General features: G+C 37.6%; 6 protein-coding genes. All 6 read left to right on the top strand.

Annotated elements, in window-relative coordinates; translation table 11 throughout:
* Positions 1-105: 105 nt before the first annotated feature.
* Complete coding sequence (locus B7E04_RS21790) at positions 106-3,111, top strand: SusC/RagA family TonB-linked outer membrane protein (protein WP_080780597.1); 3,006 nt, start codon at positions 106-108, stop codon at positions 3,109-3,111.
* Positions 3,112-3,123: 12 nt separating this feature from the next.
* Positions 3,124-4,758: a SusD/RagB family nutrient-binding outer membrane lipoprotein gene (locus tag B7E04_RS21785; protein ID WP_080780596.1), complete on the top strand. Its 1,635-nt coding sequence runs from the start codon at positions 3,124-3,126 to the stop codon at positions 4,756-4,758.
* A gap of 402 nt (positions 4,759-5,160) precedes the next feature.
* Entirely contained in the window at positions 5,161-8,157 is a 2,997-nt protein-coding gene (locus tag B7E04_RS21780) for a SusC/RagA family TonB-linked outer membrane protein (protein WP_080780595.1), read from the top strand.
* A gap of 12 nt (positions 8,158-8,169) precedes the next feature.
* Positions 8,170-9,594 (top strand): SusD/RagB family nutrient-binding outer membrane lipoprotein, encoded by a 1,425-nt coding sequence (locus tag B7E04_RS21775; RefSeq protein WP_080780594.1) that lies wholly within the window; start codon positions 8,170-8,172, stop codon positions 9,592-9,594.
* Positions 9,595-10,013: 419 nt separating this feature from the next.
* Complete coding sequence (locus B7E04_RS21770) at positions 10,014-13,043, top strand: SusC/RagA family TonB-linked outer membrane protein (protein ID WP_080780775.1); 3,030 nt, start codon at positions 10,014-10,016, stop codon at positions 13,041-13,043.
* 5 nt (positions 13,044-13,048) lie between these two features.
* Positions 13,049-14,500 (top strand): SusD/RagB family nutrient-binding outer membrane lipoprotein, encoded by a 1,452-nt coding sequence (locus B7E04_RS21765; RefSeq protein ID WP_080780593.1) that lies wholly within the window; start codon positions 13,049-13,051, stop codon positions 14,498-14,500.
* Positions 14,501-14,515: the final 15 nt, after the last annotated feature.

Below are 14,515 nucleotides of genomic sequence, written 5' to 3'. Positions count from 1 at the left end.
TTGTGTGAACTTATTCGTTAAATTAAATATTTTTAACGAAAAGTTTGGTGATTTTAAGAAAGTTTCACATATTTGCAATCGATAAAAAAAATAATCAATTTAAATATGAAGAAATTAACTACTAGTGTTTTAGCGGTCGTTCTTACTGCCTCTTTTGGGATGGTAAGTGCCCAAAATACGCAAGGTGATACTTTACAGGTTAATGACATCCGTGAGATTGTTGTTACAGGTGCACTCGGTCTTAAAAAAAGGCAGGATGCGGTTACATCTTCTAACCAGGTAGTGAATGCTGCCGAAATCACTCAGGCGAACAATCCAAACCCTGTTCTGGCTCTTACCGGAAAAGTTTCAGGACTTCAGATCAACACAACAAATACTTCTGTAAATTCTACGGCAAGAGTTGTTTTGAGAGGTCCAAGATCTATTTCGGGTAACAACCAGGCTTTGGTGGTTATTGATGGGGTGATCTCTACCATGGGGATCTACCAGAATTTACCTCCTGAGATTATAGAGAACGTCAACGTTATCAAAGGGATGCAGGGAGCAGCTCTTTACGGTGAAAAGGGTAGTAATGGTGTTTTAATTGTTACAACCAAAAGAGGATCCAGATCTGAAAAGCTGCAGTTTTCATTAACCAACTCAATTGATTTTTCTTCAGTATATAAACTTCCTTATTTCCAGGAACTGTATGGACAAGGGTGGCCTGGAGATGCTTTTGATATTACAGAGTATGGCGGAACAACCTGGACTCCTTACGAGAACTCGGCATGGGGGCCGGCTTATAACTCCGTATTGGGAGGGCAGGAATTGTTTGTAGGTCTTCCACAGGCTAACAACCAGTTTCTTAAAGATACTTTTTCTCCTAAAAAAGATCACGTAGCTAATTTCTTTAAAACAGGAATTCTAATTCAAAACGGGATTTCAGTTTCTGCCGGAGGATCTGATTCATATGTGTTTTTATCAGCCAACAGAACTCAGAATGATTTCGTTGTAGAAAATGATCAGCTTAAAAGAAATAACTTTATCTTAAAAGCAGGTAAGAAACTAGGAAAATTCAGAATCGATGGTAACGTTAATTACCTTGATCTGAGTACTTCGGAAACTTCTGCTGGTTTGTATGATCAGTTGCTTCAGACCCCAACGAACGTTGATATCAGAAAGTTCAGATACTCTCTTCCGGATGCGAGTCATTCAATTTATATCACAAACCCTTATTGGACCATCGATAATGAGAGATATAACAATAAGAGTAGAATATTTACAGGGCTAATTAATCTAGAATATAATTTAAATAAAAATATCTCCTTTACATACGCTGGAACAGTAGCATCAGGATCTTCTATTGCAGAAAGCCACCTGAATGCCTTTGCTTATGACAGAGTGTATTCAGGAACAGGAACTTATCTGGACGGACATTCTCCAAGTGATGGAGTTTTTGCCAGAGAGCCGATAGTTTCTAATTATTATAAATCCGTAGGTTCCACATTCAGATATTATGGAGATTTAATGGCTAATTTTGATTATGATCTTACGGATGATATCAATATGAAGCTTAACTTGGGGCATAATATTCAAGATAATACCAGCTCTACAACGCAGGTAGGAGGAACCAACCTAAAAATACCGGGATGGTATCATATTACCAACGTTCTGAATCCGGATCCGTTCTATAAACTTGATAACGGCAAAACACAGGTAAGATCTTACGCATGGTTTGCCAACCTGGATCTTGGTTATAAGGATTATTTATTCTTAAACTCTACATTCAGATATGAGAAAAGTTCACTGATCAGCTTAAATGCTAGAGATATTGATGGAAATGCATTGCCTTTTTCAAATAAAGGTTTTGCTTACTATTCAGTAGGGGGATCATTTATTCCTACAAAAGCATTTGAAAATATCAAAGGAAAAGTATTGAACTATGCTAAAGTGAGTTTATCATTCAGTAGAGTAGGTAACGTACAGACTATTCCTGTGTATGGTCTTGACCGTGTGGGGGCTTTCCCAACAGGATATCCTTTCGGTAATTTATCATCATCACTACCTACAGCTACATTCTACGCTCCGGACATTGAGCCTGAATTCTATAACTCTAAAGAAGCTGGTTTACAGTTAGGTTTCTTTAATGACCGTATTACTTTTGATGGGTCAGTATATAGAAATGATACCAGTAACCTGATCACATCGGTTACTACTTCTTCTGCTTCCGGAATCACTAGTATTCTTAATAATATTGGAGACAGCCGTAACGAAGGATTTGAATTGGACCTAGGTTTTACTCCGATCAAGACACAAAATTTTGAGTGGAAAATAAGAGGATCTTACTCTACATACAGAACAGAGATTCTTTCCTTGGCTGATGGTTCCAACGAAACTCCGTTGAACGTAATTTCAAGACCAACGGTAGGAATTTACGCAATAGTAGGAGAAGATTTCCCAATGATTAAAGGGACTAAATATCAAAGAGATCCTAACGGAAATATCATTGTTGATAGTAACGGGAATCCTTTAGCTACTTCTACTTTGGAAGTTTTAGGAAAAGTGAATCCTGATTACATCTTAGGTTTCAGTACTTCATTTAAGTTTAAAGGAATTACATTAAGCGCTGTTGCGGATTACAGAACTGGAAACAGCTTTGTACCACTTTCCAAAGAATTGCTGGCTTATGCAGGACACCTTGAGCAGACTGCAACCTTTGACAGAAGCCAGGGGTATGTAGTACCAAACTCAGTACAACTGGTGAACGGACAATATGTACCTAATACAACACCGGTAGGAGATGATGCTTCTTACTTTGGAACAAATGAATACTTTACCAATGGTAACTTCCGAAGAGTGGGTGAGGAACATGTAATTGATGGTACTGCGTTTAAAATAAGAGAAATTGCATTGAGCTATGATATTCCAAAATCTGTATTAAGAAGCACGTTTGTAAACTCATTAACCATAGGAGTGTATGCAAGAAATCCTATTGCGATTTATGCAAAGAGCAACAGGAACTATGCTGATCCGGAAACAGCTACAACCAGCGGAAATGGTGCCGGTCTAGCATCTACAGGACAGTATCCTACCATCAGAAACTTTGGTTTCAACTTAAACGTAACTTTCTAATTATTGAATAACATGAAAAAGAATAAATTTATAACAGCTTTGTCAATTGTGGCATTAAGTGTAGCGGCGACTTCCTGCTCAAACGATTATCTGGATGTCAATGATAACCCTAATGCGATACAGGCAGAAGCGATCACGCCGGACCTTATCCTTCCGGGAGCAGTGAGTACAGCTTACAGAACGCAAGCAAATACAATGGTACAGTTTGGAAATTTAATGATGAACAGCTGGGCCGGAAATACCTATAGCTTTGGAGGTGCGTTTTCCAGAGAATTTAATTTAGGATCCATAGACAATACTTTTTATACAGGTATCTGGGGGTTGTATCCTAGGATCGCCAACTTTGCTCAAATAGAAATCTATCCTAATGCTGATCATAAGCAGGATAATTATATTGCAATCGCAAAAGTTATGAAAGCCTATTATATGCAGTATATTGTTGACCTTTATGGCGATGCTCCTTATTCTGAAGCGTTCAAAGGAAGAGACAATATGACTCCGAAATATGATCAGGATTCAGAAATTTATAAAAAATTGATTACAAGCTTAGAAGAAGCAAACGCTATTATAGCGGCAGGAAATGCTAATGCTGAAGATCCGGGAGCTGCAGATATTGTTTTCCATGGCGATATGGAAAAATGGGAAAAATTATCCAATACCATTAAACTGAGAATGTTGGTTAGAATGTCTAAAGTTACTGGTGATCTGGCAACATACAGAGATGCTAAACTACAGACTCTTTCCGGTGCAGATTTTATCAATGAAGAGGTAGTGGTTAATCCTGGGTATACTGCTGCTAATGATGATCAAATGAATCCGTATATGTTAACGTGGGCTAGATTTTCTAGTGGAACTCAGGTTCAGAACTATGGGCTTATTGTAGCTTCCGAGCATATAGCAAACACTTTAGAAGGGAATGTAATATTAAATGATAGTAATTATTCTAAATTTACAGGATTGAAAGATCCTAGAAGAAGCAGATTATTTACTAACGTAACGTCTGTTGATTCTAACGGAAATGCATTTACAGGATTGAAAGGGATAAGACAGGGTGCGGTTCCTGGCCAGCCTGGAGCTCCTATCAGCAATACCAACACTTCAAAACTTGGTATTGGGAACTTTGCCGGATCTGCTGCTGTAGCTACCTGGAATGATGTTATTGATGTTAATAATACACGTGGGGGAGTATTGATGTCAAGTGCAGAAAGTAATTTTCTTCAGGCTGAAGCTGCTCTTAGATGGCCTTCTATCTTTGCATTTAGCCCACAAGCTAAATTTGAAGAAGCAATCAGATCTAATGCTGTTTGGTTAGGTGCAAATGCAGCTGCAACAACTACCTATATTGCGTCAGCTAATGCAAGACCTGGGTTAGGGTGGACAGGTTCTACTCAACAAAAGATTGAAGCGATTATGACGCAGAAGTGGATTGCTTTAACCAATGTGAATCCTACAGAAATGTTCATTGAGTATAACAGAACAGGATATCCATGGACGCCGTTGGCAGTTACAGCTCAGCAGGCTAATAAACCATACCGTTTGATTTATCCGTTCTCAGAATATGCAGCTAATGCAGCTAATGTTCCAAATATGTCAGCTGCTGATATTTTTGTTAAAAATCAGCTTACTCCTTTCTGGAACCAAAATTAATCCTACAGATTTTAATATATTTATTACCGCCTTCGGGCGGTTTTTTTATGTCAATACCTTTCAACTCGCGTTTTTAAGAAGAATAAAAATAATATGCATAGCATATTATTTTTTTCATTTGGAATCCTTATTTCTAATTTGGATCTATCATTTAATTGGTAATCAGTTCCTTATAGCTGTTTTGTGAGGGTTTTATGAAATCAGCATGATTTTCCTGAATTGAATAAAATAATATGTTAAAAAACGAATAATATGGTTTAATTTTTTCACATTATTTTGATTTAACGTTTATTTTAATCCAAATTACATTATTTGGTTGATTTTTAACATATTTTTAAGATTTTTTTTGTGTTTTTACCAAAGTTTTACAAATTTGTAGGGTTACATAAATAAAAATTAGATATGAAGAAATTAACAGCAGGTCTGCTTGTTTTGGTATTATCTTCATCCATTGCCGTAGTTCACGCACAGGAGAAGAAAGATACTTTAAAAACAAAAGAAATTGAGGGGGTAGTAGTAACCGCACTCGGAATTAAGAGGGAAAAGAAATCTCTTGGATATGCATCACAGGAAATCAAGGCAAGTGCTCTTTCCGACGGTACCACAAATACCGGTAACATTGCATCACAATTATCAGGAAAAGTGGCCGGTCTTAACGTTACTACCACCAACAATTTTGGAGGTTCGGCAAACTTACTGATAAGAGGGATTAAAACACTTGGAGGAGGAAATCCTCTAATTGTAATTGATGGTTCGCCCGTGAATAATATCTCTACACAGGAGAAAAATGTAGATTATGGGAATGCTTTGTCTGATATAAACCAGGAAGATATTGAGTCTATCAACGTTCTGAAAGGTGCAGCGGCCTCAGCTCTATATGGAGAAAGAGGTCTGAATGGAGTTATTGTAATAACCACTAAAAACGGAAAAGGAAAAGATGATGGATCCTGGGGAGTAACATTGTCATCTTCTATGCAGGTGGGCTTTATTGACAAATCTACATTTCCGGAATACCAGACACGCTATGGAGCCGGCTATTCACAAAAATTCGGAACGCAGGCCGCTGATGGTTTAAATAATGCCAACTTTAATGCTGATGCTTCCTGGGGACCAAAATTTGATCCCAATCTGTTGGTGTATCAATGGGACTCTTTTGACCCTACTTCACCTAACTATAAAAAAGCGACTCCTTGGGTAGCTGCTAAAAATGGGCCTATTGAATTTTTCAATAATCCTACTACATTTACCAATAGTATAACTTTAGAAAAAGGGCAGAAAGGAAAAAACATCAGTTTCACCTATGAAAATATGATGTCTGATGGTTTAATGCCTAATTCTGAGCTTACCAAAAATAATTTCTCTTTAAAGGTTAATTATGATCTGACTCCTAAGTTGCATTCTTCTTTCTATTCTACAATGACTCTGCAGGAAACTACAGGGAGAAGTATCACCGGGTATTCCAACAATACGGCAACAGGTTTCAGACAGTGGTGGCAAACCAACGTAGATGTTAAAGATCTGGAAAGAGCCTATTTTGCTAATGTTGATCCTGCTATTGCCAGTGCTGCCAATAATTATGGTAACGTGACATGGAATAGAAAAACAGCGGCAAACGGAGCACCGGCCTATTGGAATAACCCTTATTTCCAGGCTTATCAGAATTATACTTCTGATAGAAGATTCAGAAATTTCACCTACGGACAGTTGACTTATGATTTATTGGATAATATTTCAGTTACCGGAAAAGTTTCTTATGACAGGTCAAACCTTATCGCTGAAAACAGATTGGCTGTCGGATCTCTTCCACAGGCTTTCGGGCAATCAAATAACTCTATTGGTTCAGGCTATGCAAGACGTGATGTGTTAAGAACTGAAACGAATTATGACCTGATGGCTAATTATAAGTTCAATATTACAGACGATATCAATGTTTCCGGAGTAGTGGGTGGAAATATCCGCAGGAACTATGTAAATTCTATCTACGCTTCCACTGAAGGAGGATTGATTGTTGCGGGAATTTATGCGTTGTCTAATTCCAAAAAGACACCTTTAGCGCCGGATGAGATTGAATCTATTACGCAAACCAACTCAGGATACGTGACTGCTTCATTCGATTTCTTTAAAAAATTCTATCTTGATGGAACATGGAGAATAGATCAGAGTTCTACTTTACCTGCAGGAAACAATGTTTATAATTATCCTTCCATCACGGGAGCTGTAATTATGTCTGAAATACTGGATACTAAAAACTGGATGAATTTCTGGAAATTAAGAGCAAACTACGCCGAGGTAGGAGGTACTGCAGATCCTTACCAGTTGGCTAATAATTACAGATCAGCAGGAATCTTATCTGGTGTAGGAATATATAACCCGATTCTGACACAGTCTAATCCTAATCTGAAACCTCAAAGATCTAAAGAATTTGAAATAGGTACAGAAGCTCATTTCTTAAAAGACAGACTTACGATTGATGTTGCTTATTATAAAACTAAAACGATTGACCAGATTATTAACCTTCCGGTTTCTTCAGGGCTTGGGTACACCGCCAAAGTGATTAATGCCGGTAGAATTGATAATACCGGAGTTGAAGTACAGTTAGGTCTGGTGCCGATAAAATCAAAAGATTTCTCATGGAATATCGATGTGAACTGGTCAAAAAACAAAAATGAAGTGATCAGCCTTTATCCGGGAATTACCAATCTATTGCTGAATAGCTTCCAGGGTGGAGTTTCATTAAATGCAAGAGTGGGAGAAGCTTGGGGAACTTTGGTTGGAGCAGACTATACTTACCTGAATGGTCAAAAAGTGATCGATCCTAAGACCGGTAAATATCTTCAGAACGGAAACCAGATCATTGGTAATACAACACCGGACTGGATTGGAGGAATAAGAAACAGTATTAATTATAAAGGTTTCTCATTAAGCTTCCTGATTGATATGCGTAAAGGAGGGGATATATTCTCAACCGATATGTACTATGGTTTATCTTCAGGTTTATATAAAGAAACTGCGGAAGGAGATTACAGAGATAAAAATGTAATCATCCCGGGAGTTTTGCCGGATGGTTCTCCAAACAATATCTCTTTGTCACAGTTTGATAATGGATATTCTTACGGATATAAAACTCAACCTGCAAGAGAATTTGTTTATGACGGATCTTTCATTAAGCTGCGTGAAGCGAGTATCGGATATATGCTTCCTAAATCTTTACTGGAAGGAACTAAAATCTACGATGCTAAAATTTCCCTTGTAGGTAGAAATTTATGGATCATTCATAAAAATTTACCGTATGCCGATCCTGAAGCTATGGTAGGTGGAGGACTCAACTCTTATGGTTGGTCTATTGGTTCTATGCCGACTACGAGAGATTTCGGTGTTAACGTAACATTTAAATTCTAAATTAAATTAAAAATGAAAAATATTATAAAAATAGGCTTGGTATCTGCATGTGTTGGTTTAAGCTTAATCTCATGTCAAAGTGATCTAACTTCACTTAATGAAGATCCTAAGCACCCATCGGTACTGCCTTCTGAGAACTTATTAAGTACTGCGTTGTATCAGTCATCCTATTATATGGATAACCCTAATGTAAATTTCAATAATTACAGATTTTTTACGCAGCAGTGGGCTGAAACCCAGTATCCGGATGAGACGCAGTATAACCTGATTACCAGAAACCAGCCAAGGAACCACTTTAACAGAATGTATGTTTACAGTCTTAATAACCTGAGACAGGCAAAAGCCAATCTGAAAAGCGAAGTGGAGACTGAGGATGTAAGAGCAAATAAGCTGGCAACGCTGGAAATAGAAGAAATTTTTATTTGGGAAAACCTTGTGGATACGTACGGAGACATCCCTTATTCAGAAGCCTTCAAACCGGATGAGATTATCACTCCGAAGTATGACGATGCCAAAACAATTTATCTTGATTTAATTAAGAGAATCAATGATGTAATTGCAACCATTAAACCAAGTGTTAAAGGTTATTCCGGGGATTTGGTGTATGCAGGAGATATGGCAAAATGGACAAAATTTGCCAACTCTGTAAAATTAAGACTTGGGATGAACCTGGCTGATGTGGATCCTGTCTTATCAAAAGCTACTGTTGAATCTGCCATTGCCGGCGGTGTTATTTCTTCTGAAGCAGAAGCGTACAAGTTTAAATATGATGGGAATACATTTTCAAATCCTGTTTTTGACAATCTCGTAGCTTCCAATAGAAATGACTTTATACCGAGTGAAATAGTCGTTAATACGATGAAGAACTTATCAGACCCAAGGATGGATATGTGGTTTACAAAAGTGAACGGAGTTTATAAAGGTGGTGTTTTTGGAGAATTGAATGACCCTTATACTAACTTTTCGCAGCTGGGAGATTATTTCAGATCCGCTACCAGCGCATCTAACCTGTTAAGCTACGCAGAGGTAGCATTCCTTAAAGCTGAGGCGGCAGCCAGAAATTATTCTGTTGGAGGAACCGCGGAACAGCTTTATGCGGAAGCTGTTAAAGCATCAATGACTGAGAATGGAGTGAGTTCGGCAGCTGCAGCAGCCTACGTGATAGCTAATCCTTATAATGCTGCCAATTGGAAGCAGTCTATTGGAGTGCAGGCCTGGATCGCCATGTTTAATAAAGGTTTTGCCAGCTGGAATTTTACCAGACGTCTTGATAATCCTGTACTTATTAATCCTCCAAAATCTAATTTATCTTCTGTACCGTACAGAATGCCGTATTCTGACCAGGAGTACGTGCTGAATGGAGCAAATGTTAATGCAGCCGCCAGTAAAATTGGAGGTGATAAAGCAACAACAAAATTGTTCTGGGATAAATTTTAATAGGCTTATAGTTTAAGATTCGTACAAAAGCTGCCCAAGGGCGGCTTTTTTTTGTTTTTTTAGTAAAATATGGCCTCTACCTCTCTAAAATATCATATGCTTAGCATTGCTTATTGAAATTGACTATTTTAAAATTTTTCATTAAAACGTGAGTAATTGTTTTGATTATCAGTTGGTTAATGTGGTTTTTGTTAATATTTTATATAGAAAATATCAATTAAAATAAGTTGTGTTTTTCTGAAAAAAAATAATTATTAAATGATTTGTTTTTGTTAATTGTTTTGTTTTTAACTTAATTTGGTAATTTTTTTTATTTATTTTTTGAAATATAATGAATATTTGATATTTTTTTAAGATTTTGTTTTGTGTTTTTAAGAAAGTTTTACAAATTTGTACAGTCCACAAAATTAAAATTTGATATGAAGAAACTAACAACAAGTCTGCTTGTTTTGGTATTGTCCTCATCTGTTGCCATTGCCAATGCTCAACAGCAGAATGATACCGTAAAAACAAAAGAAATTGAGGGGGTAGTAGTAACTGCTCTCGGAATCAAAAGAGAAAAGAGATCTCTGGGTTATGCAACCCAGGAAGTGAAAGGGGATGCTGTCAATAAGAACCCCACCACTAACTTCTTAAATAACCTATCTGGTAAAGTAGCGGGGTTAGAAATCAAACAGAGTACCAACTTTGGTGGTTCTATCAATGTCGTTACGAGAGGATACAAATCTTTATTGGGTGATAACCAGGCACTTTTTGTGGTGGATGGTGTACCTATTATGAATAAAAATATCAACACTTCAAATCAGGCCACTGGTGGAGGAGGTTATGATTATGGAAACTCTGTATCTGATATCAACCCAAATGATATTGAAACCATTAACGTGCTTAAAGGAGCAGCTGCAACAGCTTTATATGGTTCCAGAGCGCAGAATGGTGCAATAATCATTACTACCAAAAGAGGTAAGAAAAATAAAGAAGGAATCGGAATGGAGTTCTCCTCTTCGATTACCATGTCTACAATAGATAAATCAACATTCCCGGAATATCAGACAGAATATGGACAAGGATATACCGGAAGAAGTTTCAGTGCAGCGCTGTATCAGGGAAGCCCGAGAGTAGCTTTTGGAAATGATGCTTCCTATGGTTCTCCTTATGATGGTTCAATGGTTTGGCAGTATGGAGCGTTCATTCCCGGCTCACCAACCGAAGGACAAAGAACACCATGGAAAATGGCTAAAAACGGGCCTATTGAGTTTTTCAATACGGGAGCAACTTATGTAAACAGTTTAGCATTTAGTGGAGGAAATGATCAGGCAACCTATCGTCTAAGTTATACCAACACAGATGCTTCCGATATCATGCCTAACAGTTCATTAAGCAAGAATAATTTTAGTGGAAATGCATCTTATAAGCTAACGGATAAATTAACTGCTAATTTATACGCCAATTATATTACTCAAAAGACCGTCGGAAGAAACAGTACCGGTTATAATGATAATATAATGACCAATTTCAGACAATGGTGGGCTACCAACGTAGATATTAAAGATCTGCAGCATCTGTATAATTCTTTCAGAAAGAATTATACATGGAACATGCAAAGTCCAACAAATTTGACCCCGGCTTTCTGGGATAATCCATATTTTCAGAGATATGAAAACTATCAGAATGACTCACGCGACAGATTCGCAGGAAACTTCAGCTTAAGCTATGACGTAAATAAAGACATTAACCTATTGGTAAGAATGGGTAGAGATGGATATACCATGATTACGGAAGATAGAAAGGCTGTTGGATCATATATTGGAAATGACTTTGGTTTAAACGGAACCGTTGACCAACCTTCAGGATATGCTACAAGTCAGTACAAGTTTTCTGAAACCAATTATGATTTCATTGGTACCTACAAGAAAAATATTACCGATGATTTTAATGTGAATGTATTATTAGGAGGGAATGTTAACGTACAAAAAACATATTCTAATCAACAATCAACTTCAGGGGGATTATATATTCCTGGAATTTATACAGTTGCCAACTCAAACTCTTCACCGGTTAGACCTTTAATTTCGGACGTTTCGAAATATGTTTACGGAGTTTTTGGTCAGATTTCCTTAGGGTATAAAAATACCTATTATTTGGAAGGAACATACAGAAGAGACCAGTCTACGGCGCTTCCTACGAATGATGCAGTATACTGGTATCCATCATTATCTGCCAGTGTTGTCTTCTCAAATTTACTGAAAGCAAACTGGCTGAACTTCGGTAAGATCAGGGCAGCATACGCAGAAGTAGGATCAGATACTGCAGCAGATCAGTTATTGAACAGATACTTCTCACAGCCTTCTTACGGAGATATCCCGATTTATGCATACAATACCACTTTGAGAAACTTTGAGCTTAAATCACAGGGGCTTAAAAATATAGAACTTGGTATTGAAGCAAGAATGTTTAACAACCGGGTAGGCTTTGATGTTGCCTGGTTCCAGAATAAAGCATTTGACCAGATATTACCGCTACCGGTTTCTTTCGCGAATGGTGCATTGGCTAAAACACAAAATGCCGGAGAGCTTACTACAAAAGGTTTTGAAGTATCCCTTAATGTAACGCCTATTAAAACAACCAATTTTTCCTGGGATCTGAGTTTAAACTGGTCTAATCCATGGACGAAAGTTACAGCACTTGCTCCTGGTATTGAGAATATTACAGTGGGTAGATCACAGGGAGGGGTTAGTATTAACGCGCCTCTTAATGGAGATTATGGTTCAATATGGACATCTGATTATGTATATGATTCAAACGGACAACGTATTGTTGGAGAAAACGGAGCTTATCTCGTAACAGATACTCCTACCTATAACCAGGGCAGCTTCCAGGCTGACTGGACTGCTGGTATGAATAACACCATCAATTATAAAAATTTATCATTAAGTTTCCTGATTGACTGGAGAAAAGGTGGAAAAGTATATTCTCTTGACCAGTTTTACGGCTATGGAACCGGGGTATATCCTGATTCAGTAGGGTATAACGATTTAGGAAATCCAATCAGAAATACTTTAGCCAACGGAGGAGGTGTGATTTTGCCGGGGGTAATGGAAAATCCAATGAGTCCGGGAACTTATATTCCGAATACAATCAGACTTGACAGATCACAATCCAGCCAGGTTTTAGGTACAGATCTTCCGGGAGCTGCTTATGTGTATGATGCAAGCTTCATCAAATTGAGAGAAGTAGCCATAACCTACAGATTCAGTAAAGAATTTTTTAATTCTAACTTTATACAGGGAATGTCTGTAAGTTTAATTGGGAATAACCTATGGATCATGCATAAAAACCTTCCTTACTCTGATCCGGAAGCAGGATTGTCTTCAGGAAATATTCAGGGATATCAGTCTGGTCCTATGCCGGCTACAAGAAACATTTCATTTAATGTAAAAATTAACTTCTAAAGAACATGAAAAAATATATAATAACATCAATATTAGCACTTTTGTTTGTAGGATGTTCAACGACTGACGATGTCAATCTGGATGACCATGCATTTTATAATACAACACAGGAGTCCCTGCTTACCTACGCACAGAAAGAGCTTAGTGATTATATGAACACGCCTAGTGTGAATGAAAATAACTTTAGGCTAACCATGCAATACTGGACGGAAACTATTTACGTAAATGAAAGTAACTATGACTTTACAAACAGAAATGTTTCTAACAATGTATGGACTGATAATTATGTGAATGTACTGAAAAATTTAGATCAGGCAGAGGGTATAATTAATGCTTATGTACCTGCTCCTTCAGAGCTTACTACATGGCCTGGTAAAAAGAAAAACCAGCTGGCTATAATTAGCATGATGAAAATCTACACCTATCAGGTTCTGGTAGATACGTTTGGTGATATACCTTACACTCAGGCATTAAATATAGACGCATATCCACTTCCGAAATATGATAAAGCTGCTGATATATATGCTGACTTAATTACTAAACTGAAAAAAAATATTTCAGATCTTGATTCGTCGCAAAAAGCCTTTGGTAGAGGCGATATCTTTTATTATGATCCTTCTCCGACTATCGATGGATCAGATATAGTTAAATGGGAACGTTTTGGAAATTCATTGCTTTTGAAATTAGGAATTGCATTAGCTGACGTTAATCCAGGTCTGGCCCAAACTACCGTAAATCAAGCTATAACAGGTGGTGTAATGACTTCATCAGGTGATAATTGCCAATTCAAATATTTAGGAGCTTCTCCAAATGAAAACCCTATGTTCCAGGAAACTGGTTCCAGAAATGACTTTATTGCTGGAAAGACCCTGGTTGATTTTATGAATACTAATAATGATGCAAGAATCAGTTCTTATTATACAGATATAGATGGAGATTATATCGGGCAGGTTATTGGAACCCCTGGAGAATTTGAGGAGTTCTCAAATGCAGGAGACTTCGCCTATACAGCTACTACACCTGGAATGATTCTGAGCTATACGGAAGTGCTATTCTATCGTGCTGAAGCTGCAGCAAGATGGGGCATTGGAGGCACTCCTGCTACATTATATGCTGATGCTATTACCTCATCTTTTACCCATTGGGGAGCTTCTGGTGCGGCTGCATATATTGCTGCACACCCATACAATGCTGCAAACTGGAAAAAATCCATTGGAGAGCAGGCTTGGGTTGCTATGTATAATCAGGCAATAACTTCATGGAATTTCTTCCGAAGACTAGATTATCCTCAATTGGTTGCCCCTTCAACAGCAATACCAAATGCAGATGGAAAAGTTCCGGTAAGACTTCAGTATCCTGCAGCAGAAGCTACTACAAACGGTAGTAATTATGCTGCTGCAAGTGCTGCAATTGGTGGAGATAAGCTAACCACAAAAATTTTCTGGGATATCAACTAAAAAATAGTTATTCAT

Source organism: Chryseobacterium phocaeense (genome assembly GCF_900169075.1).
GTDB lineage: Bacteria > Bacteroidota > Bacteroidia > Flavobacteriales > Weeksellaceae > Chryseobacterium > Chryseobacterium phocaeense.
Note: the sequence above shows the minus strand (reverse complement) of the source record. Positions and strands in the feature narration are given on the sequence as shown.